The sequence below is a fragment of the Arthrobacter sp. 10T425 genome, from assembly GCF_056393985.1.
The window spans coordinates 145,236-167,059 of sequence record NZ_JBFTGZ010000002.1 but is presented as its reverse complement, the minus strand read 5'-3'; the positions used below and the strand labels follow the sequence as shown (position 1 = coordinate 167,059).

At 67.0% G+C, this 21,824-nt stretch carries 22 protein-coding genes; 8 read left to right on the top strand and 14 right to left on the bottom strand.

Translation table 11 applies throughout. From position 1 onward, the window contains the following. Positions 1-4: 4 nt before the first annotated feature. The 3 genes from AC1DDH_RS03040 to AC1DDH_RS03030 all read right to left on the bottom strand — a co-directional run bounded on the left by AC1DDH_RS03040 (position 5) and on the right by AC1DDH_RS03030 (position 2,998). Positions 5-742 carry a GAF and ANTAR domain-containing protein gene (locus AC1DDH_RS03040; RefSeq protein ID WP_476954821.1) on the bottom strand — a complete coding sequence of 246 codons (738 nt, stop codon included), beginning with the start codon at positions 740-742 and terminating at the stop codon, positions 5-7. Between the two features lie 36 nt (positions 743-778). Next, complete coding sequence (locus AC1DDH_RS03035; RefSeq protein ID WP_476855598.1) at positions 779-2,065, bottom strand: MinD/ParA family ATP-binding protein; 1,287 nt, start codon at positions 2,063-2,065, stop codon at positions 779-781. 117 nt (positions 2,066-2,182) lie between these two features. Beyond that, the gene (locus AC1DDH_RS03030; RefSeq protein ID WP_459385497.1) at positions 2,183-2,998 is read right to left on the bottom strand and encodes an MBL fold metallo-hydrolase; all 816 of its coding nucleotides are present in this window, start codon (positions 2,996-2,998) and stop codon (positions 2,183-2,185) included. Positions 2,999-3,229: 231 nt separating this feature from the next. Between AC1DDH_RS03030 and AC1DDH_RS03025 the strand changes: the two genes are divergently transcribed. Then, the gene (locus AC1DDH_RS03025; protein WP_476954820.1) at positions 3,230-3,865 is read left to right on the top strand and encodes a TMEM175 family protein; all 636 of its coding nucleotides are present in this window, start codon (positions 3,230-3,232) and stop codon (positions 3,863-3,865) included. A gap of 49 nt (positions 3,866-3,914) precedes the next feature. Here AC1DDH_RS03025 and AC1DDH_RS03020 read toward each other — a convergent pair whose 3' ends face one another. The 3 genes from AC1DDH_RS03020 to pdhA are packed head-to-tail and all read right to left on the bottom strand — an operon-like array spanning position 3,915 to position 7,839. Further along, positions 3,915-5,498, bottom strand: coding sequence for a dihydrolipoamide acetyltransferase family protein (locus AC1DDH_RS03020; protein ID WP_476954819.1), 1,584 nt, complete (start codon positions 5,496-5,498; stop codon positions 3,915-3,917). A 2-nt stretch (positions 5,499-5,500) separates the two neighbouring features. Further along, complete coding sequence (locus AC1DDH_RS03015; protein WP_476954818.1) at positions 5,501-6,613, bottom strand: alpha-ketoacid dehydrogenase subunit beta; 1,113 nt, start codon at positions 6,611-6,613, stop codon at positions 5,501-5,503. Next, the gene (gene pdhA, locus AC1DDH_RS03010) at positions 6,610-7,839 is read right to left on the bottom strand and encodes a pyruvate dehydrogenase (acetyl-transferring) E1 component subunit alpha (RefSeq protein WP_476887298.1); all 1,230 of its coding nucleotides are present in this window, start codon (positions 7,837-7,839) and stop codon (positions 6,610-6,612) included. Before pdhA ends, AC1DDH_RS03015 begins: the two co-directional genes overlap by 4 nt. 159 nt (positions 7,840-7,998) lie before the next feature. On the opposite strand from pdhA, the gene AC1DDH_RS03005 reads away from it, so the two are divergent. Further along, on the top strand, positions 7,999-8,463 hold the full coding sequence (locus tag AC1DDH_RS03005; RefSeq protein ID WP_026537452.1) for an Lrp/AsnC family transcriptional regulator: 465 nt from the start codon (positions 7,999-8,001) through the stop codon (positions 8,461-8,463). Here AC1DDH_RS03005 and galU read toward each other — a convergent pair. From galU to paaA, 7 genes are all read right to left on the bottom strand, one after another. After that, positions 8,460-9,350, bottom strand: coding sequence for a UTP--glucose-1-phosphate uridylyltransferase GalU (galU, locus tag AC1DDH_RS03000; protein WP_476870391.1), 891 nt, complete (start codon positions 9,348-9,350; stop codon positions 8,460-8,462). The genes AC1DDH_RS03005 and galU overlap by 4 nt on opposite strands. A gap of 98 nt (positions 9,351-9,448) precedes the next feature. Next, entirely contained in the window at positions 9,449-10,228 is a 780-nt protein-coding gene (locus tag AC1DDH_RS02995) for an enoyl-CoA hydratase/isomerase family protein (RefSeq protein ID WP_476870390.1), read from the bottom strand. A 41-nt stretch (positions 10,229-10,269) separates the two neighbouring features. After that, entirely contained in the window at positions 10,270-11,496 is a 1,227-nt protein-coding gene (paaE, locus tag AC1DDH_RS02990; protein ID WP_476870389.1) for a 1,2-phenylacetyl-CoA epoxidase subunit PaaE, read from the bottom strand. 15 nt (positions 11,497-11,511) lie between these two features. Continuing rightward, positions 11,512-12,096, bottom strand: coding sequence for a 1,2-phenylacetyl-CoA epoxidase subunit PaaD (paaD, locus tag AC1DDH_RS02985; protein WP_476859407.1), 585 nt, complete (start codon positions 12,094-12,096; stop codon positions 11,512-11,514). Positions 12,097-12,107: 11 nt separating this feature from the next. Further along, complete coding sequence (paaC, locus tag AC1DDH_RS02980) at positions 12,108-13,004, bottom strand: 1,2-phenylacetyl-CoA epoxidase subunit PaaC (protein WP_476947260.1); 897 nt, start codon at positions 13,002-13,004, stop codon at positions 12,108-12,110. Positions 13,005-13,024: 20 nt separating this feature from the next. Further along, positions 13,025-13,327, bottom strand: coding sequence for a 1,2-phenylacetyl-CoA epoxidase subunit PaaB (gene paaB, locus AC1DDH_RS02975; protein WP_079554945.1), 303 nt, complete (start codon positions 13,325-13,327; stop codon positions 13,025-13,027). Further along, positions 13,324-14,349 (bottom strand): 1,2-phenylacetyl-CoA epoxidase subunit PaaA, encoded by a 1,026-nt coding sequence (gene paaA, locus AC1DDH_RS02970; RefSeq protein ID WP_476859315.1) that lies wholly within the window; start codon positions 14,347-14,349, stop codon positions 13,324-13,326. Before paaA ends, paaB begins: the two co-directional genes overlap by 4 nt. 104 nt (positions 14,350-14,453) lie before the next feature. Between paaA and arfB the strand changes: the two genes are divergently transcribed. Together arfB and AC1DDH_RS02960 are read left to right on the top strand one after the other, a co-directional pair. Continuing rightward, positions 14,454-14,876: an alternative ribosome rescue aminoacyl-tRNA hydrolase ArfB gene (gene arfB / locus AC1DDH_RS02965; protein ID WP_476855587.1), complete on the top strand. Its 423-nt coding sequence runs from the start codon at positions 14,454-14,456 to the stop codon at positions 14,874-14,876. Positions 14,877-15,002: 126 nt separating this feature from the next. Then, a complete protein-coding gene (locus AC1DDH_RS02960) occupies positions 15,003-15,626 on the top strand; it encodes an arsenate reductase/protein-tyrosine-phosphatase family protein (RefSeq protein WP_476954817.1) in 624 nt (207 codons plus the stop codon). Between the two features lie 53 nt (positions 15,627-15,679). Here the strand turns inward: AC1DDH_RS02960 and AC1DDH_RS02955 are convergent, their stop codons facing one another. Further along, positions 15,680-16,006 carry a hypothetical protein gene (locus AC1DDH_RS02955; protein ID WP_028277742.1) on the bottom strand — a complete coding sequence of 109 codons (327 nt, stop codon included), beginning with the start codon at positions 16,004-16,006 and terminating at the stop codon, positions 15,680-15,682. Between the two features lie 377 nt (positions 16,007-16,383). Between AC1DDH_RS02955 and AC1DDH_RS02950 the strand changes: the two genes are divergently transcribed. The 4 genes from AC1DDH_RS02950 to AC1DDH_RS02935 all read left to right on the top strand — a co-directional run bounded on the left by AC1DDH_RS02950 (position 16,384) and on the right by AC1DDH_RS02935 (position 21,823). Continuing rightward, complete coding sequence (locus AC1DDH_RS02950) at positions 16,384-17,379, top strand: LCP family protein (RefSeq protein ID WP_476954816.1); 996 nt, start codon at positions 16,384-16,386, stop codon at positions 17,377-17,379. 74 nt (positions 17,380-17,453) lie between these two features. Then, positions 17,454-18,551: an LCP family protein gene (locus AC1DDH_RS02945; RefSeq protein ID WP_476947128.1), complete on the top strand. Its 1,098-nt coding sequence runs from the start codon at positions 17,454-17,456 to the stop codon at positions 18,549-18,551. Positions 18,552-18,578: 27 nt separating this feature from the next. Further along, complete coding sequence (locus AC1DDH_RS02940; RefSeq protein WP_476954815.1) at positions 18,579-20,795, top strand: S9 family peptidase; 2,217 nt, start codon at positions 18,579-18,581, stop codon at positions 20,793-20,795. 245 nt (positions 20,796-21,040) lie between these two features. Beyond that, positions 21,041-21,823, top strand: coding sequence for a peptidoglycan-binding protein (locus AC1DDH_RS02935; protein ID WP_476954814.1), 783 nt, complete (start codon positions 21,041-21,043; stop codon positions 21,821-21,823). The last annotated feature ends 1 nt before the right edge of the window (position 21,824 follow it).

Genomic DNA, 21,824 nt, shown 5'->3' with positions numbered 1-21,824 from the left:
TGCCCTACGCGTCGAAGTGGGTGCGGACTTCCTCGCTGGTGAGGTGCCGGAGCACGTCCTCGGCGACCTCCCGGAGCTTTTGGTTCCGGTTGCTGGAGACCTTGGTGAGGATGGCCATGGCCTGGTCCTGGGAGCAGCGGTTCTGGGCCATGATCACGCCGCACGCCAGATCGATGGAAGTGCGGTGTTCCATGGCCGCCTGGAGATCTTCGGCCCGGGATTGGAAGGTTCCGAGCCGCACGGCCAGCCGGAGGGCGCGGCCGGCGAGGTCGGCGAATCCGGCCGCCTCCGCAATGATGTCGTCCGTGAACAGCCCGGTGTCCGCCCCGAAGAAGTTCAGGGCCGCGGCGGCGTCGTCGCCGATTTCCAGCGGAACGCCCAGCGTGCTGCGGCACCCGTTGGCGGCAAGTTGCCGCTGGTAGTCGGGCCAGCGGGGATCGGCGTCGACATCCGCCAGCAGGACCACGGACCTGGTCCGCAGCGCCTCGATGCAGGGGCCGTCGCCGAGGGTCTGTTCGATGCGGTCCAGGGTGACCGCCCGCGGGCTGCTGCCCGCGACCGTCATGGTCCGCTTGCGGCGCTGCAGGGTCACGCCGCAATCAATCTCGGCGCCGGTCGTACGGCTCAGCGTGGCGGCCGAGAACTCCGCAAGGCGGCCCAGGAAGTCCTCGACGTTGTCGGTACCCAAAAGCAGGTCCTGGAGGTGGCGGGCGGCGTCGACCCCGAGCGAGTTGTTGGCCATGCTCAAATGTACCGCGGAGGTCGGCACGGGTCGCGCTTAGACGTATCCGTCGACGATTGCCGCGGCGATCTCCCGGTACGCGCGCCGCGTTTCGGGGCGAAGCACATCAAGGGTGACGAGGTCGCCGTCGGCCACCCCGCGGTCGTGCGGAACCGCGATCAACTGGCGGCAGATGCCGGACAGGTGTTCCTCGATGGCGTCCTTGTCCACCCGGGTGGACACCTCGTCCTTGTCCGTGATGACCACGACGGCGTTGCGGGCCAGGTCTTCGTAGCCGTGGCTGGCCAGCCAGTGAAGCGTGCTGCGGGCCCGCTTGGCGCCGCTGACGGCATAGCCGGCCGCGATGATCAGGTTGTCCGCCGACTGCAGGATGCCGCTCATGGCATTGTGGGTCACGCCCGTGCCGCAGTCGATCAGCGCCACGGAGTAGTAGGCGGAGATGAGCTTGCGGATCCGCAGGTATTCCTCGGCCGTCAGCGAATCTGAGACCTCGGGGTCCTGCTCGCCGGCAATGAGGTGGAGCCTGCCGGCGTGGTGCATGTAGCGGGCCAGGGCGGTGAGGGAATCGACTGACTCGATGTTCCTGAGCAGGTCCGTGATGGTGCGCGGGCTCTGCTGCTGGTAGATCCCCTCGCCGAGGGCCCGCTCGACGAGATCGCCGGAATCGGGGTTGGCGTCGATGGCGCACGGAGGATCGCCGCGGAACTCGGCCAGGGTCAGTCCGACGCCGACCGTCGTGGAGGTCTTCCCGATGCCGCCCTTGAGGCTCAGGACGGCCGTGTTGTAGCTGCCCTGGAGCTGCCGGGAGATGCGCCGGGCCAGTTCGTCTTCCTCACGCTGCCTGGCGCTCGGGCCAAGGTTCAGGCCGCCGCCGGTCAGGTTGTAGAGGGCACCGCGGAAACCGCCGACGGGCCGGGGCTTCTGCTCGCGGACAAAAAGACCCGGTGAGCTGATGAAGTCGGGCAGCGGGGCGTCGGCCAGGGCCGCGGCTTTGCTGGCCGAACGGGTGGAACGGGTGGGCTGGGCGGGCACGGCAGGTGCGGCCTCGGGGGCAGGCGGCTTCAGCACGGGATCCTTGGACGGTTTGGCAGGCTGCGGGCGCGCCGGCGCGTCAGCGGCAGCGGCGGCCTCCGCCCAGGAACTGCTGGGGGCTGTTGGGCGCTGTTCGGCCTGGTTGCTCGAAATGATGGGCATGGTTCCTGTCCAGGCGTCGGAGTCGTCGCCGCGGCGGCGGTCTCTCCGACGCGGGAGTTGGGCCTGCTCTGCAGCTGTTTCAGCTTCAGCGAGGGCGTTGGCGGTCTTGTTTTCGACCGGTTCTGGCATGTTCGTTCCCCCCAGGGATCACAGCGCAGACCGCTGCAGTGCTCGATTGACATCGTTCAAGGAACAAGTCTAGGGGCAGTAATGAGCACACTTACCATTACCGCCAATTTCCCGGCCCTAGCGGTGGGCCCGCGTGTCCTGCAGGCGCTTGATGAACCAGCGCGACTGTTCGGGGCCGTACGGCAGGATCGGGATGGCCTTGGTGGCGTCGTCCGGGGTTTCCCGGGTGGCCTGGATCGCCTGCCGGACCGCGGTGGTCATGGTGTTGGCCATGGTCTTGACGAACTGGTCCGAGCACGGTTCGCCGTGGCCGGGAATCAGGAATTCGTAGCGGTGCCGCAGCGCGGAGAGGTGCCGGAGGGCATCGGCCCAGTCTTCCGGGAATGAGTCCTCGAAGGACGGGTGGGAACCCTGTTCGACGAGGTCGCCGGCGAAGAGGGTGCTTGCCGTGCCGACCAGGAGGTCGCCGTCGGTGTGTCCGCGGCCCAGATAGAACAAGGTGGCGGTCTGCCCGCCAAGATCCACCAGGACCGGCTGGTCCTTCACGATGGCGTTGGGAACCACCAACTCAGCGTCGGAGCCCTGACCGGCCGCCATTTCGGGTTCCGCGGAGGCCACCAGCCGGCGCTGCTCGTCACCGTTCTCCTCGATTTCCGCGGCGCAGTTCTCGTGAGCCCAGAACTCCGTGACGCCCTCACTGGCGAAGACTGCGTTGCCGAAGAAGTGGTCATAGTGGGCGTGCGTGTTGACCACGACGAGCGGCAGCCCGGTCTTTTCCCGCACGGCAGCCAGGATCTCGCGGCCCTGTCGGGGCCCGCCGCCGGTGTCGATCACCATGGCGCGTTCGGTGCCGACCACCAGACCCGTGTTGAGCAGGGAACCTTGAGTTGTCAGTACGTAGTTGTCCGGACCGACCTCGAGCCATCGTGACATTGAATCTCCGTATTTCCGACGCTTTTCCGGCATTGTTGGTCCAGCGTTGTTGGTGCTGTACAGGCCTCGATTCTACCCGCGCTGGCTGGCATTTCCCTTCAGGGCATGCCCGTCCGGTCCCTGTGGCGGGTATGCCCGGACCCCTCGTCGTGGCCCGCGCGGCGGTGTAGCCTGTGGGCTACTTCCCTCGATGAGCCAGGTGCTCCACCGAACGAATGGGGGTGGCTCCCGTTGAAATCCGGCACGTCCCTGGAGCGGATGGTGTTCTTCAGCGATGCCGTCTTCGCCATCGCCCTGACCCTCCTGGCCCTGGACCTGAAACTGCCTGAAGGAATTCCCGCGGACCAGGTGGACGACGCCCTGGTTGCTGCCCTGCCGCAGCTGCTGGCGTACGCCCTGTCCTTTGTCATCATCGCCAAGACGTGGATGTCCCACCACTCCGACTTTGCCCTGATCCGCCACTTCAATGCGAACCTGGCCTGGCTGAATCTTGCCCTCTTGTTCTTCATCGCCATGCTGCCCGGTCCGACGTCGATCCTCAGCGACTACGGGGACGACCCCACCCCGTGGCCCAGCGTCCTGTACGCCGCCAACATTGCCGCTGTCTATTTGATGCTGGCGGCCATCTGGGGCTATGCGAAGCATGCGGGGCTCATGGACCGCGAGATGGCCGCCCACGTCCACCGCCGGATCTTTTATGCGCGGATTGCCGTGGCGCTGGTCTTCCTGCTCTCAATTCCCGCGGCGTTCGTCCTCAAGGCCTACACGCCGTTCGCGTGGCTGCTGCTCCTGCCGGCGTCGTGGCTGGCACGGTGGCTTTCGGCGCGGCCGGGGACCGCAGGGGCCGCCGGGGCCGCACAAGAGTGATTGCGCGGCCCCTGTCCCCTCACCCGGGATGCAGATCCCCGGTTAAGTCTCACATGTCCGCGAGTGCCGACCCCGGGTTCTCGATCGCGTCCGCGACGTAGCGCAGGAAGCCGCCAGCCGCTCCACCGTCGCACACCCGGTGGTCGAACGTGAGCGTCAGCTCGGTGACCTTGCGGACCGCGAGCTCGCCGTTGACCACCCAGGGCTTGTCGATGATCCGCCCGACGCCGAGGATCCCCACCTCGGGGTGGTTGATGATCGCGGCGGAACCGTCAACCCCGAACACGCCGTAGTTGTTCAGCGTGAACGTGCCGCTGCCCAGTTCCGCCGGGGTCGCTTTGCCCTCGCGCACGACGGCGGTGAGGCGGCGGATTTCGGCGTCCAGTTCGCGGGCGCTGAGCTTGTCCGCGTTCCGCACCGACGGCACCATCAGTCCGCGGTCGGTCTGTGCCGCGAACCCGAGGTTGACGCCGTCGAAGGCCACAATCTCCTGCATCGCCCCACCCGCCGCATCCTCCGTGGTCACGATCCGGGTGTTGAGCTCCGGGAACTTCTTGAGCCCGGCAGTGACAAACCGTGCGATGAAGGCCAGCAGGCCCGGGGTGTTGTGCGGGTCCGCCTTTTTCAGCGCGGCACGCATCTCCACCAGCGCAGTGGCGTCCACGTCCACCCACACCGTGGCTTCCGGGATCTCGGAGCGGCTGCGCGACATGTTTGCCGCGACGGCCTTCCGCACTCCCCTGACCGCCGTGCGTCCGGAAATGCCCAGACCGGTGCGCGCGTCGGTGCCGGAACCCGCGGCAGGCGCGGCCGGCGCGGCAGACTCCGCAGCAGCCGGACGTTCAACCACCGGCGACGGCTTGATGACGGCCTCAACATCGCGCCGCATGATGAGCCCGCTGGCCCCCGAGCCCTGGAGTTCCCCCACATCAACCCCATGATCGCGCGCCATCCGGCGAACCAGCGGAGAAATAACGGCCCCCAGTTTCCCGGGAACCCGGGTGCGCAGCAGTACCAGGTCATCGGCAGCCTTCTCGGCAGCCGAAACCCCGGAAACCGGCTCGGCCCCCGCAGCCCGCTTAGGAGCCCGGGTCCGCCGGGCAACCCCATGCCCGCCCGGAGTCCCATAACCAATCAGGACATTGCCGGACCCGGCCTTCTCCTCCTCGCGATAAGCCTCAGCCGCAACAGCAGCAGCAGGCGAGTCAGCAACAACGGCCGGCGCCTTGCCCGCAGACCCAGCCGACGCAGGCGATGCCGCCCCGGGAGTGGCATCGGGCCTGTCGGAGCCGGACGGCATGCTGCTTGCAGCAATGCCGTCCGGCGAAGGGGCGGGGGCGGCATCGCCTGTGGCGGCGCCACCAGAGGAAACGGAGGAAACAGCAACACCAACCGGCATCACAGAGATCAGCGGCTTGCCGACGTCGAGCGTCTGGCCGGGTTCGCCGTGCAGCACGGCCACGGTGCCGGCGTACGGGGAGGGCACCTCCACCATGGACTTGGCGGTCTCCACCTCGGCGATCGGCTGGTCCACGCGGATCTCGTCGCCCACGGCCACGAGCCAGTTCACGAGCTCGGCTTCGGTGAGGCCTTCACCCAGGTCCGGCAGGAGGAATACTTTCGGTTCGCTCATGGTCAGTCTTCCCACTGGAGGTCGTCAACGGCGTCGAGGATGCGGTCCACGCCGGGCAGGTAGTAGTGCTCGAGCTTCGGCGCCGGGTAGGGCACGTCGAAGCCGGTGACGCGGCGGATCGGTGCGGCCAGGTGGTGGAAGCAGCGTTCCTGGACCCGGGCGACGATTTCCGAGGCCACGGACGCGAAGCCGTGGGCTTCGGCGATCACCACGGCGCGGCCTGTCTTGCGGACCGAGGCGCAGACTGTCTCATCATCGAACGGCACGATCGAGCGGACGTCGATCACTTCCAGCGAGCGGCCTTCCTCGGCGGCGGCGGCTGCCGCGGCGAGCGCCGTCGGGACGGACGGACCGTAGGCGATCAGCGTGGCGTCGGTGCCGGGGCGGGCGACGGCGGCCCGGCCCTCGGAGGACCTGCCGCGCTCGGTGTTCGCGGCGTGCTCGGCGCGCAGCGCGTCCAGGTCCACCTGGTCCTTGGACCAGTACAGCTTCTTGGGCTCCATGAACATGACGGGGTCATCGGAGTCGATGGCTTCACGAAGCATCCGGTAGCCGTCGGCCACGGTGGCCGGGGTGAAGACCTTCAGGCCGGCGGTGTGCGCGTAGTAGGCCTCGGACGAGTCGCAGTGGTGCTCCACTCCCCCGATGCCGCCGGCGTACGGGACCCGGATGACCATGGGCAGCTTCACGGCGCCCTTGGTGCGGTTGTGCATCTTGGCGACGTGGCTGACGATCTGTTCGAAGGCCGGGTACGCGAACGCGTCGAACTGCATTTCGATGACCGGGCGCATGCCGTTCATCGAAATGCCGACGGCCATGCCGACGATGCCGGATTCGGCCAGCGGGGTGTCGAAGCAGCGGCTCGTGCCGAAGGTCTTGGTGAGCCCGTCCGTGATGCGGAAGACGCCGCCGAGCATGCCGACGTCCTCGCCGAAGACCAGGACCGAGGGGTCCGCGTGCATGGCGTCCGCCATCGCGGTGTTCAGGGCCTTGGCCAGGGTGATGGTCTGCGGGCCGGCCTGCTCGGCCGCAACAGCAGCCTTGGCGGCGGCGCGGGCGGTCGCGGCGCTGACGTTGCCGTTCGCCTCGGAGGAGGTGGTGATGGTGGGGCTCATTTCCCGGCCTCCCTTGAGGTGGATGCGGATGCGGCGTCCCGGGCCAGTTCGTCGGCGAGCATGGCGGACTGTTCTTTCAGCTGTGGTGTGGGGGTGGAGAAGACGTACTTGAAGAGATCCTGCGGTTCCACCGGAACCTCTTCGCTGAGGCCTTCGCGCAGCTGCGTGGCTACCGCCTCCGCCTTGTCGGCGATCACGGCGGCGCGGTCGTCGTCCAGCAGGCCGCGGTCCGTCAGGTAGGTCTGCATCCGGCTCAGCGGGTCCTTCGCCACCCATTCGGCGACCTCGCTGTCCTGCCGGTAGCGGGTGGCGTCATCGGCGTTGGTGTGCGCCTGCATCCGGTAGGTGTGCGCCTCCACCAGCAGCGGGCCGGAACCTTCCCGGGCGAGCTTGACGGCCCGGCCGAGCACGGCGAGCAGGGCCACGATGTCGTTGCCGTCCACGCGTTCGCCGGCCATGCCGTAGCCCACGGCCTTGTGGGCCAGGGAGGGCGCAACGGACTGGTGCGCCAGCGGCACGGAGATCGCATACTGGTTGTTCTGGACGAAGAAGACCACTGGCAGGTGGAAGACGGCGGCGAAGTTCAGGGCCTCGTGGAAATCGCCTTCGCTCGTGGCGCCGTCGCCGCACATGGCCAGGACCACGGTGTCCTCGCCGCGCAGCTTGGCGGCGTGGGCAACGCCGACGCCGTGCAGCAACTGGGTGGTCAGCGGGGTGCACTGGATGCCGACCTTGTTCTTGGCGGGGTCGTAACCGCCGTGCCAGTCGCCGCGGAAGAGCGTCATCGTCTGGACCGGATCCACGCCCCGGGCCATGACGGCCACGGAGTCGCGGTAGGTGGGGAACAGCCAGTCACCCTCGGCAAGGCACAGTGCGGCGGCAACCTGGCACGCCTCCTGGCCGTGGCTCGAGGGGTAGACGGCCATGCGGCCCTGCCGGACCAGCGCGGAGTTCTGGTCATTGACGCGGCGGCCGATGACGAGCTGCTCGTAGGCGGCCATGAGTTCGGTCTCGCTGGGCAGGCTGTACTCGTGCCCCGGCTGGGTACCCTGTTCCGTGTGGGGATTCAGGGTTCCGTCCGGGCCCACCATCTGGATCTGGTGGCGTGCGGGCAGCATGTAGTCCTCAACGGTGATACCGAACTTGCTCACGGCATCACCGGCTGGATCTTGTTGCGCGGCCTGCTGCGCAGCTGGCTGCGCAGCGTGGTCTGCGGAGATCGTCATTGGTCCGTCCTTCTGTAGCCACTAATCTTTCCCAGTATGCCGCCAGCTGATGTTTCGTATCCACCTCTCCCGTGAATCGTGGAGATGTCCACAAATTTGCCCTAGTCTGGAAGACAAATCGTAAGTGTGAGCTGGATTACCGGCGGGGGTCGTAGACGAATGGCAGAGCTCGAATCAGAGCAGGTGGCGGTACCGCTGGACGATGTGGACCGGAACATCATCGCGGAGCTGACCCGGGACGGCCGGATGTCGGTGACACAGGTGGCCGAGAACGTCCACATTTCCCGCGCCCACGCCTACACCCGGATCGCCCGGCTCACGGGCGAAGGCGTCCTGACCAAGTTCACCGCCCTGGTGGATCCCATCAAAGCCGGGTTGAAGTCGTCTGCCTACGTCACGCTGAAAGTGCGCCAGCATTCCTGGCGCGAGTTGCGCGAACTCCTGCGCGCGATCCCCGAGGTCCATCACATCGCTCTGGTCGGCGGGGACTTCGATGTCATCCTGCTGGTGCGCGCTGTGGACAACATCGACCTTCGCCGGGTGATCTTCGATCAGCTGCAGTCCATGCCCGGAGTCCTGGACACCCAGACGTTCCTGGTGTTCGAGGACCTGGACACCCGCTAACTGACGAACGCTTTCATCCAGGCCCGGAGCTCTTCGCCGAATTCCACCCGGTCGGCTGCGATCGAGATGACCGCCTTGAGGTAGCTCAGTTTGTCTCCGGTGTCGTACCGGCGGCCCCGGAAGACCACCCCGTAGACGCCTCCGCCCTCGCAGTCGGACACGGCAAGGGTCTGCAGCGCGTCCGTGAGCTGGATTTCGCCGCCGCGGCCGGGCGGGGTGTCCTCCAGGACATCGAAAATCTCCGGATGCAGGATGTACCGGCCGATCACGGCCAGGTTGGACGGGGCCTCGGCGGCGGCGGGCTTCTCCACGAGCCGGTTGACCCGCACATGGTCCTCGCCCGGCACCGCCGAAACGTCGGCGCAGCCGTAGGCACTGATTTCCGCCGGATCCACCTCGATCAGGGCCACAACGGAGCCGCCAGTCCGGGCCTGGACATCCATCATGGATGTCAGCAGCTCGTCCCGCTCGTCGATCAGGTCATCGCCCAGCAGGACGGCGAACGGTTCGTACCCGACATGCTGGCGGGCGCAGAGGACGGCATGACCGAGCCCCTTGGGGTCGCCCTGGCGCACGTAGTGCAGCGGGCCCAGGCGGGAAGCGTGGCGGACGGCCTCCAGCCTGTCGAAATCACCCTTGAGTTCGAGGGCGTGCTCCAGCGAGGGCTCGCGGTCAAAGTGGTCCTCCAGCGCCCGCTTCTGGCGCCCGGTCACCATGAGCAGATCCGTCAGCCCGGCCCGGACGGCTTCTTCCACCACGTACTGGATGGCCGGCTGGTCGACCACGGGCAGCATTTCCTTTGGCATCGCCTTAGTTGCCGGCAGGAACCGCGTTCCCAGTCCCGCCGCGGGTATGACAGCCTTATTTACAGATTTCCCCAGAGTCATAACCGAACATTACAAGCGGGTTCCGGAAATGAGAATGCTTCGAAGCAAAGACGAGTACCCGGGAAATGCGTTTCCGGGACCCCCGACCAGGCCGGCCTTCAGCCCTTGAAAACCGGGCTGCGCTTCTCCTGGAAGGCCCGGAAACCCTCGGCGTAGTCCTCGCTCTTGCACAGCCGTGCCTGTTCTGCGTTTTCCTCTTCCATGGCCTCCCACAGCCCCAGCCGCTGGTCCCGGATGTGCGCGACGAGTTCTTTGCTGGCCCGGAACGCACCCGTGGCACCAGTGGCAACGTTGGCCACGATGGCGCGGGTATTCTCCAGCAGTTCCGCCGCGGGCATGGCCCGGCTGAAGAGGCCCTGCGCCACGGCGTCGGCGCCGCTCATGAGCTCGGCGGTGTAGATCAGGTCCAGGGTCCGGTGCATGCCGAGGCGCTCGGTGAAATACCAGTGCCCGCCCGAATCGAGGGTGGCGCCGAGCTTGGCGAACGGTGAGCCGACCTTGGCATTCTCTGCCACGTAGACCACATCCGTGGCCAGCAGCAGCCCCAGCCCCACGCCGAGGCAGGCGCCCTGGGCGGCGGCGAACGTGGGCGCGGGGAAGGCGCTCATTTTCTTCAGCAGCGGCTGGACGAGCCCGCCGAGGTAGGCCTGCGCGTCATCGCTCTCCGGTGTAACGCCGGCAATGTCACGGCCGGCGCAAAAGGCCCGGCCTTCGCCGCGGAGCAGCAGCGCCCGGACGTCGCCGCGCGCGGCGGCGTCAGCGGCGTCGTCGTACGCCCGGGACAAATCCGCGAGTGCCTGCTCGTCGAGGGAGTTCAGCTTGTGCGGGGCGTCGAGTACGACCTCGGCGACGCCGTCGGCAATGGAGAGGGAAATCATGGGGCTCCTTGGATTCGAAAAGGCCTGGACGTCGAAAAACCTTAGACGTCGAAGTCGACCGTGACTTCCGGTGTGGTGGGGTGGGACTGGCAGGTCAGGACGTAGCCCTTGTCGAGTTCATCCTGCTCCAGGGCGTAGTTCTCGTCCATGGTGACGTTGCCGCTGACCACCTTGGCCCGGCAGGTGCCGCAGACGCCGCCGGCGCAGGCGAACGGCACATCGGGGCGGACCCGGAGCGCGGCGTTGAGGATGGACTCGCGGGCATGGGTGGGGCTGGCCACTTCGCCCTGCAGCCCGTCCAGCTTGAACGTGATCTTGTAGGTTTCCTTGGATTCGTCCGTGACCACGGGCCGGCCGATGTTGCCCTCGGGGCGCTCCGGCTTGCCGGAAGTGAACAGTTCGAAGCGGACATGCTCCGGGGCGACGCCGCGCGCGGCGAGGGTGTCCCGGCAGAGCTGGACGAGTTCGAACGGGCCGCAGAGGAACCATTCGTCGACGTCGTCGGCGTGGATCGCTGTGCCCAGCAGCGCCTGCAGCTTCTCGGCGTCGATCCTGCCGCTGAGCAGCGGCGCGATCCGCTGTTCACGCGAGAGCACGTGGTGCAGCGCCAGCCGGGCGGGGTATCTGTCCTTCAGGTCCGCGAGTTCTTCCAGGAACATCACGTCCATCGCGGCCTTGTTGGCGTAGACGAGGTCGAAGCGGGTTTCCGGGTGGGCCGCCAGCAGGGTGCGGGCGATGGCGATCACCGGGGTGATGCCGGAGCCGGCGGCAATCGCCACGAAAGATCCGGGCTCCCCCGCCAACTCTTCCGGATGGTTCATGGAATTCATGACATTCTGTTCCACGGACTTGCCGTCGCGTCCGTGCTTGGAGACAAAGGCTCCCATGGGGCTCATGACGTCGAGGACGTCGCCGGCCTTGAGTTCGGCATTGGCCCACGTGGAGAACAGGCCGCCGAGGTCTTTCTTGATGGCCACGCGGATTTCGCTGCTGCCGTCCGCGAAACTGCGCGGTTCGGCGCAGATCGAGTAGCTGCGGCGGATCTCGTGCGGCTGGCCGTCGGCGTCGGGCAGGGTGGTGCGCAACGCGACGTACTGGCCCGGCAGGTAGTCGAACTGGCCGGCGAGCTCGGCCGGGACCCCGAACGTCACCTCGATGGCGTCGTCGGTGAGACGGCGGACTTCGTCCACCGTCAGGGTGTGGAAGGACGCACGACGGCGGCCGGTGGCTGCGGCCGACTCCGCGGCGGTCTGGCGGACAACCTTCATGGAAGCACCTGTTCCTTACAAGACTTTGAAGTAGTCGAACGGTTCCTTGCAGTCCTGGCACACGTAGAGGGCCTTGCAGGATGTGGAACCGAAGCGGGTGAGTTCTTTGGTGTTCAGAGATGAGCACTGGGGGCATTTGACGGCGAGCGAGAGCCGGACCGGGCCGGCGTGCCGGGCTGCTTTTCCGTCAACAGCCGCCCGGCCGGACGGCGGGGCTATCCCGTACTGTTCCAGCTTGGCCTTGCCGTCGGCACTCATCCAGTCAGTGGTCCAGGCCGGCGAGAGGACTAGTTCGACCCGGACGCTCGGGTACCCCGCGCGGTGGAAAGCCGTGGTGAGGTCATCCCGGATGGCGTCCATGGCGGGGCAGCCGGAGTACGTCGGGGTGATGATGACCTGGACGGCGGGAACCATCCCGCCGTCGTCAGTGCTTGGTTCCGTCGAGACCTGGACATCGCGCAGGATGCCGAGGTCCGCGATGGTGAGGACCGGGATTTCGGGGTCGCACACGGTGGCAGCGACCGCCCAGGCCTTCTCCCGGGCAGTATTGCCCTTGGCGGCGTTGCGGCGCTCGGCGGTTTCCGGATCGGAGACAAACATTTCCATGGTCCCTACCAGTTGGCTCCGGGGTACTCGCGGGCGAGCACCTGCATCTCGGCGAGGATGTAGCCGAGGTGTTCGGAGTGCAGGCCGCGGCGGCCCCCGCCCGGTGATGGCTGGACGTTGGGGACCTCGAGCTCGGCTTCGACCAGGATCTCGCCGGTGAGCCGGTCGAAGTCCTCGCGCAGGCTCGACGGCTGCGGCGCGGCGCCGGCTTCGCTGAGGCGTCCGGTGAGTTCGTCGTCGCGGAACAACTCATCGACGAAGGGCCAGACGACTTTGAACGCCTGGATCATGCGCCGGCGCGATTCGTCCGTGCCGAGGGCCAGGCGCAGCACCCACTGGGCACTGTGGTCCCGGTGGTAGTCAACTTCCTTGACCGCCTTGGCGGCGATGCCGGCCAGGGTGGAGTCGGTGGAGGACGTCAGCCGGCGGTAGAGCTCGAACTGATAGTAGCTGACCACGAACTGCCGGGCGATGGTGACGGCGAAGTCTCCGTTCGGCTGCTCGAAGAGCGCCGCGGAGCGGAACTCGTGCTCGCGGCGGAAGTAGGCGAGATCGTCTTCGCTGCGCCCATCCAGGCCGCCGGCATAACTGAGGAAGGACCGGGCATGGCCCAGTTCGTCCAGGGCGATGTTGCCGAGGGCGACGTCCTCTTCGAGCTCCGGCGCGCGGGAGATCCAGTGACCCAGGCGCTGGGCCAGGATCAGTGCGTCGTCACCCAGGCGCAGGGCGAACTCGGCAGCGTCCTCGCTCGGCTTCGCGGAGCCGCGGTTGACGGCGAGAGCGATGTCTTCCGGACGGAGGGCGTTGCCAGGGGTGATGCGGGTGGCGCTCGCGGTGCCGTCACCGCTGGCGCCCGCACCGGATACGCCGACGGAGATGTCGCCGTGGCCGCTGTCGTGCATGTCTGTTTCGGGAGTGGTGCTCACAGGTGCTTCACGCCCTCGCTCTTGGTGTAGTACGTGGCGTGGCGGTAGTCCTTGCCCTGGGGGGATTCAAAGAAGGAACCCTTGGAATCGGGGTCGCTGGAGGCGATGGCCTCGGCCGGGACCACCCAGATGGATACCCCTTCGTTGCGGCGGGTGTAGAGGTCCCGGGCGTTGCGCAGGGCCATGGCCGCGTCGGGCGCGTGCAGCGATCCTGCATGGACGTGGGACAGGCCGCGGCTGGAGCGGACGAATACTTCCCAGATGGGCCAGACGTTTCCTGCGTGGGGTTCGGTTGTCATGCTGCGGATTCCTTCTGCTTGCGGCTCTGCTTCTCGGCGTAGGCGGCGGCGGCTTCGCGCACCCAGGCGCCGTTCTGGTGTGCCTCGCGGCGCCGTTCCAGGCGCTGGGCGTTGCAGGGGCCGCGGCCGGCCAGGACTTCATGGAATTCATCCCAGTCCAGCGGCCCGTGCTCCCACTTCTTGGTTTCCTCGTTGAACCGGATGTCCTTGTCCGGAAGCGTCAGGCCGAGGACCTTGACCTGCTCCATCATCATGCCGACAAACCGGTTGCGGAGCTCGTCATTGCTGAACCGCTTGATGTTCCAGGCCATGGACTGCTTGGAGTTGGGCGAATCGTCGTCCGGCGGGCCGAACATCATCAGGGCGGGGGCGTACCAGCGGTTGACCGCTTCCTGTGCCATCTGCTTCTGCTCGGGGGTGCCGTTGGAGAGTTCCAGCAGGATCTCGAAGCCCTGGCGCTGGTGGAAGGACTCTTCCTTGCAGACCCGCACCATGGCCCGGCCGTAGGGGCCGAAGGAGGCGCGGCAGAGCGGCACCTGGTTGGCGATCGCGGCGCCGTCGACCATCCATCCGATGGCACCCATGTCGGCCCAGGTGCGGGCGGGGTAGTTGAAGATGGAGGAGTACTTGGCCTTGCCGTCCATCAGGTCCTGCATCATCTGATCGCGCGGCTGGCCGAGGGTTTCAGCAGCGGAATACAGGTAGAGACCGTGGCCGGCCTCGTCCTGGACCTTGGCCATGAGGATGGCCTTACGCTTCAGGCTCGGGGCGCGGGAGATCCAGTTGGCTTCGGGCTGCATGCCGATGATCTCCGAGTGCGCGTGCTGCGAGATCTGGCGCAGGAGCGTTTTGCGGTAGGCCGGGGGCATCCAGTCACGCGGCTCGATCCGGGAATCTTCCGCCATTACCTTGTCGAAGTATGCCTGGCCCTCGGCATCGAGCCGGGCCGCGTCCTCGGGGCTCAGTTCATGCCGTGCCTGCGATGGCTCGGCGGGCACTGACTGCAGGGTCTGCGATGCCATGGTTGCTCCTAATGATTTCGGATAAATAATTACCGACCGTTCGTTCAGGATATGCGGAAGGCCGGAGATGCGTCAAGGACAGGAATCCGTGTAACGCTGGTTGCATGGATCTGGAGGTGTCGGCCGCGCTCACCATTCCCGCGTCGGAACTCCGCTGGCGGTTCTCGCGCTCGTCCGGGCCAGGCGGCCAGCACGTCAACACCTCGGACAGCCGCGTCGAACTCTCGTGGAACGTCGCGGCCTCGACGGCGCTCTCGGATGGTCAACGGCTGATACTGGCCACCCGCCTTGAACGGCGCCTCATCGCCGGAGTGATCACCGTGACCGCCGCCGAGCAGCGCTCCCAGCTGCGCAACCGCGAGATCGCCCTGGCCAAGCTCGCCGGCCTCGTGGCAGAGGGTCTTGCCCCCGAGGCCGCCCGCCGCCGGGCGACCAAACCCACCCGCGGCTCGAACCGTCGACGCCTCGCCGCAAAGGAACAGCGGGCAGCGACGAAACAGCAACGACGGCGGCCGTCCGCCGAATAGCGCCGTACAGTCATCCAGCCGTCGGGCCAGTCATCCAGCCAGCGGGAAACGCGCTCCCGTGCCCGGGGGAAGATAAGCTCGAACATTACGTCGCCGCTAAGCATCACGAAACGGAAAATGGAAGCCTTGGAGTCGTCCCCACCCATTCGGATCCTGACCGTCTGTACAGGGAACATCTGCCGTTCCCCCGTCGCAGAACGCCTGCTCCAGGCAGGACTTGACCGGATGAAACCCGGCGCCTTCGAGGTAGAGAGTGCCGGCACCCGGGCCATGGTGGGCGAGCCCGTCCAGCCCAGCTCAGCGGACATCATCCGGAGCTATGGCGGAACACCGGACGGCTTTGCCGCCCGGCAGTTGACGCCGACGATCCTGCGCCACACCGATCTGGTCCTGACCATGGCCGCACATCACCGCGGCGAAGCACTGCAGATGGATGCCTCCCTGCTCCGGCGCACGTTCACCATCCGCGAGTTCGCGCGCATGCTGAGGGTCTTGGAACAGCGCGGCAGCACCCAGCGGGATGGCACGGCGGATCCGGCGGTGGACCTGAGAAGCTTTTGGCGCGAATTGCCCGCCCGGGCCGCTGCCGTCCGGCACCTGACACTTGCCCAGGACGCTTCAGAGGACGACGTCGTGGATCCCTACGGGCGCGGCGAGGGAATGTACCGGCAGATGGAGTACGAGCTCGCGCCCGCGCTCCTCACCATCCTGCGTTTCGCACGCACCGCAACTGAGTTCCACAACGGTTGAGTGGCCGCAAGAGCCGGGCACTCCCGGAGGGGTTTTCGTTCGACGGCCCGGAGCTATGCCGCCAACCTCCTGGCCCGGGGAACCGCCATCGGTTCCACCGGCGCCACGATGCTGAGCTGGCATTCGGACTGAAGCGGATCAATGGCGGCGGGCAGGTGGTGGGAGGCTGAGCACTCCCGCAGCTGCTCCAGGGCTGCCGGCTCCACCACGGCGTGGCTGACATCCAACACCAGATGGAGTCCTTCTCTCAGGTGGTTCGCCCGCTTGACCACCACGTACAGGGCCTGGAGGCTTCTTGCCGTCACATGTCCCTGCGCTGCTACTTCTGCCTGACCGCAATCGAGGTCGAGCCTGACAAGAACCCGGAGTTTGTGGTTCAAACGATTCCCCTGTTCGTGCATTTACTGCTTTGGCCGCGACGCTGCGACCGGTTTGGCCGCGACGCTGCGACCGCCCCCAGCCTAGGCAGGGAGTGTGACGCAGGCAACAGTGCGCTTCATATCCGGGGAACCCCGCGTTATCTAGTGCCTTCTTGGCCCAAAACTGTTGTTGCCGCGCCCGGTGTACTGTAAAGAAGGCCGCCACCGGGCCCACTTTCCGGCACCTGGCCCCCGGCGCAGCCAGCCTGAGTGCAGCCAGCCTGAGTAGCGACAGATAGATTCCGGGCACCGTCCCGACTGACCAAGAGGAATACATGACGCACCCCTTCGACAGCGCAGACCAAGTCCCCGCGGCCGGATCCAGGGAACGGCGGCCCGTGAGGAAACACCGGGGCCGCAAGGTGCTGATCGCCGTCGCCGTAGTCGTGGCGCTCGTCGCGGTGGTGGCTGGCGGCTACCTCTTCAACCTGGCACGGACCTTCGACTCCGGCACGAGCAAGATTGAGCAGGCCTTCCCCGACGAGTCCACGCGTCCGCAGAAGACCAACACCGCGATGAATATCCTGGTGATGGGCAGCGACAGCCGCGGCGCCACCGAGGCTGATGCCGCGGGCGGAACGCCCACGAACCAGCGCGCGGACACGCTGATGCTCATGCACATCCCGGCGGACCGCAAGAACATCTACACGATGTCCATCATGCGCGACCTCTGGGTGGACATCCCCGGGCACGGCGAGGCGAAAATCAACTCGGCACTGGCCCTTGGCGGTACGCCGCTGATGGTGCAGACCATCGAGTCGATCTTCCACCAGCGCATCGATCACGTGGCGATGATCGACTTCGAGGGCTTCAAGGGCCTCACCGACGCGCTGGGCGGAGTAACTGTGAACATCAAGGTGCCGTTCAGCTCCACCGCGCTGCCGGGCCAGTCCTTCGCCCCGGGCCAGCACACCTTCGACGGAACCCAAGCCCTGGCCTTCGTGCGCGAACGCCACGCCTACGCCGACGGCGACTACCAGCGGGTCCGCAACCAGCAGGAGTTCCTGCGGGCCATCATCAAGAAATCGACTGCCGGCCAGACGCTGAGCAACCCGATCACCATCAACAACATGGTCGGTGCCGTCTCGCCGTTCGTCACGGTCGACAAGACCTTTGATTCGGGAGCCGTGGCAGGGCTGGGGCTCGAGCTCAAGGACATCCGGGCGCAGAACACCGTCATGTTCACCCTGCCGACCGGGGGCATCGGAACGTCCACGGACGGCCAGTCGATCGTGCTGGCCGACCCGGACGCCATCCAAAAGATCTCCGCGGCGATGGCCTCTGACACCCTGGGCGAATACGTCGCGACGAACAAGTTCGAGAACGGGAACTGACTCCCGTCAACTGAGGGGCCAGGAGAGGCCCTTGGACCCTTAGCCCGCGGCAGCAGCGGTGCTAGCGTCCGTTCATGGGGAACGCTCCGGAGCCAGCAGCCGCGGCTTCCGCGGCGTCCCCTCCCCCGTCCCCGGCGGCAGGCCGCCGTCGTCCGATTATTCTGCTCCTAGGGGCGCTGCTCGCGGTCGTCGTGGCCGTCGCGGCCTACGTCCTCACCGTGCAGCGGCCCGGGAGCCCCGCTCCGGCCGGAGCCACGGCACCGGCCGCCGCCCCGGCGGCCGCGACGGCGACGGCGGCCAGCCCCACCCCGGCGCCCACCCCCACGCCCACCCCGGAACCACCCGCCGTCGCCCTCAACATCCTGCTGATCGGGAGCGACAGCCGGGTGAATGAGCGGGCGGCGGCGGCCCGCGGCACCACCTCCGACCAGCGCGGCGACGCTCTTGTGCTGATCCACCTCCCGGCGGACCGGAAGAGCGTCTACGGCATCTCGATCATGCGCGATCTTTGGGTGGACATCCCCGGCCACGGAACCTCGAAGGTGAATGCCGCGCTGGAACTGGGCGGACTGCCGCTGATGACGCGGACGGTGGAGGCGCTGCTGGGTGCGCACATCGACCACACGGTGATGCTGGATTTTCAAGGGTTCGCGGCCATGACGGACGCGCTCGGCGGTGTCGACGTCAACATCAAACAGTCATTCACCGCCACCGCAGATGACAAGGTGCACTTTCCGGCGGGCGTGAACCACCTCAACGGGCTGCAGGCCCTGGCCTTTGTCCGCGAGCGCCATGCCTTCGCCGATGGCGATTACCAGCGGGTCCGGAACCAGCAGACGTTCTTGAAAGCCATGATGGCCAAGTTGGCTTCCGAAGGCGGTCTGGCGGACCGCGGCACCGTCCGCAAACTCATCAAGACGGTGCTGCCGCACGTGACCCTGGACGCAAGCTTCACCCTGGAGTCGCTGGAAAACCTCGCCTTCGGCCTGCGGAGCACGCCGCCGGGACGTGGCGTGTTCTTCACCCTGCCGACCGCCGGCACCGGGACCAGCCGGGACGGCCAGTCGATTGTCCTGAAGGACCCTGCCGCGACCGCAGCGCTCTCCGCCGCACTGCGCTCGGGAACGCTCGCCGGCTACGTGGCGGCCAACAATCTGCAGAACGGCAATTGAGGCGCCGCTCTTCGGTAGATTGGGTCCATGACCCAGACTCCCGCCCAGCCGTCCCCGCAGCCTCCCGTCGCCCGGAAAGTTCCCTCGGTGCGCACCCATCACGGCGACGCGTTCGAGGACAACTACGAGTGGCTCCGCGACAAGGAGTCCGCAGAGGTCGTGGACCTGCTCAAGGCTGAAAACTCCTACCAGGAGTCCGTGACCGCGCACCAGGAGCCGCTGCGCGAGGCAATCTTCCAGGAAATCAAGGGCCGCACCCAGGAAACTGACCTTTCCGTCCCGAACCGCAAGGACGGCTGGTGGTATTTCACCCGCTCGGTCGAGGGCAAGGAGTACGGCATCCACTGCCGCGTGCGCGGCCAGGACACCGGGGACCGCGTCGCGGACTGGACTCCCCCGGCCGTGGAGGCCGGCGTCGTCATCCCCGGCGAGGAGGTCCTGCTCGATGGCAACCTCGAGGCCGAGGGCAAGCCGTTCTTCGCCGTGGGCGGGGCTGCCACGACCATCGACGGCACCCTCTACGCCTACGCCGTGGACAACGCCGGCGACGAGCGCTTCACCCTGCGCATCAAGGACCTCCGCACCGGCGACTTGCTGCCGGATGTGATCGAGAACGTCTTCTACGGCATCTCCTTCTCCCCCGACGGCAGCCGGATCTTCTATACCGTGGTGGACGATTCGTGGCGGCCGTACCAGGTCAAGTCCCACGTGCTCGGCACACCCGTCGGCGAGGACACGGTCATCTACCAGGAGGACGACGTCGCCATGTGGCTCGGCTTCGAGCTCTCTGCCGACCGGCGGCACCTGGTGCTCAGCATCGGCTGCTCCGAGTTCAGCGAGACCCGCCTGCTGCGCTTTGATGACCCCGACGCCGGCCTGCGCACCGTGATCTCCCGCGACGAGCGCATCCTCTACGAGGCCGAGCCGTTCCTGCTGGCGGACGCCACGGGACGGGGCCGGGAGCGGATCCTGCTCACGCACAACAAGGACGCCATCAATTCCATGGTCTCGCTGGTGGACCCGGCCGAGCTCGCAAAGCCGCTCGCCGAGCAGCACTGGGATACCGTCGTCGCCCATTCCGACCAGGTCCGGGTCAACGGCGCCGGCGTCACGTCGACCCACGCGGTGGTCTCCGTGCGCAAGGACACCATTGAACGGGTCCAGGTCCTGCCCCTGGCCGGACTGGGCACCCCGGAGCAGGGCGCCGCCGTGGAGCCTGCGTTCGCCGAAGAGCTGTATACCGCCGGCGTCGCGGGCTCCGACTACGAGGCGCCCGTCATCCGGATGGGCTACACCTCCTACTTCACCCCGTCGCGGGTCTACGACTTTGTACTGCCCACCCCGGAGCTCCCGGCCGGTGAACTCCTGCTGCGCAAGGAGAGCCCGGTGCTGGGCGGCTACACGCCGTCGGACTACGTCGCCACCCGGGAATGGGCGGTGGCGTCCGACGGGACCCGGATTCCGCTCTCGGTCCTCCGCCATGCCTCCGTCCGGCAGGATTCGACGGCGGCCGGCCTGGTGTACGGCTACGGCTCCTACGAAATGAGCATGGATCCGGGCTTCGGGATCCCCCGGTTGTCCCTGCTGGACCGGGGCATCGTGTTTGTGATCGCCCACATCCGGGGCGGCGGCGAGCTGGGCCGGCACTGGTACGACGACGGCAAGAAGCTGCACAAGAAAAACACGTTCACCGACTTCATTGCGGCCACGGACTGGCTCGCCGGTTCCGGCTGGGTGGACCCGGCACGGATCGCGGCGATGGGCGGCTCCGCCGGCGGCCTGCTCATGGGCGCGGTCGCCAACCTGGCGCCGGAAAAGTACGCGGCGATCGTTGCCGCCGTCCCGTTCGTGGACGCATTGACCACCATCCTGGACCCCGACCTGCCGCTCTCGGCGCTGGAGTGGGAGGAATGGGGCAACCCAATCACCGACCCGGACGTGTACGCGTACATGAAGTCGTACACGCCCTACGAGAATGTCCGTGCCGTGGCGTACCCGAAGATCGCCGCGGTCACCTCGTTTAATGACACGCGGGTGCTGTACGTGGAGCCCGCCAAATGGGTCCAGCGGCTGCGCGAGGTGAACACCGGCAGCGAACCCGTCGTCCTGAAAATCGAGATGGAAGGCGGCCACGGCGGCGCGTCGGGCCGGTACGTGCAGTGGCGCGAACGGGCCTGGGACTACGCGTTCGTCGCCGATTCCCTCGGCGCCACCGAACTGCTGCCCGGAGCCGGACTGAAGTAAGAACTCCATCGGTTGCTCCGTAGGCGCCCTTTTAGACCTCCATGAGGGCAGGTACGGAGCAATCGATGCGTTTTCCGGCCGGTCAGCAGACTTTCCGGCATTAATCCGGGAGCCCGCTACCGATATTTGGTCATCATGCTTACTATTTACTGGCATGATGGGCACTTCGACGTGGAAACCGTCCGCTGGGGGCGGGGCGTCGTAGGGCTTTGACCGGGCACAGGGTGCCGGAGATGGAGTTTGTTATGAGCGTTGAGCAGGGAATGACCCCGTTGACTGATGATGAGCTGATGGCGCAGGGCGGCACGGCTCTCCCGGACAAGGAAGTCGCCTCCGTCCTGGACCTGAACGCCGACCTGAACCTGGGGATCAGCGCCGCGGCGCCGATCGACCTCGGCGTCGCGGCCAACGCCAACGTGGCCGCCCCGATTGACGCGGGCGCGTCGGCTAACGTGCTCTCTGTCGGGTCTGAATCCCAGGCCCTCGCCGACCAGGGCACCATCATCAACCAGGGCGTCACGGGTGATGCCACGGCAGACTCCACCCAGGACAGTGTCATCGACCAGGGCACCGGTACGGATGCCGGGACCACAGCAGATTCTGCCGCAGCGCCTGCTGCCACCGATCCGGCCACGCCTGCTGCCACGGCCGATCTCGGCGGCGCTGTACCCGCCGGCACGGTACCCGCCGATGCCACCGGCGTCTTGCCGGATGGCACGGCCCCGGACCTGGGCGGTGCGCTGCCGACTGACGTGGGAGCCGCTGCCGGCGCCGCGGGTGCCCTCAACGGCAACCTGCTCAACGTCGATGTGAACCTGGACGCCAACGCTGGCATCGCGGCACCGATCAACGGTGCGGTGGCCGCCAACGCCAACGTGGCCGCGCCGATCGACGCTGCCGTCGGCGCCAACATCGGCTCCATCGACAGCAACGCGTTCGCCGTCGCCCAGCAGGATGCCATCATCAACCAGGACATCCATGGTGACGCTACGGCGTCGGCTGACCAGCAGTCCGACCTGAAGCAGTAGC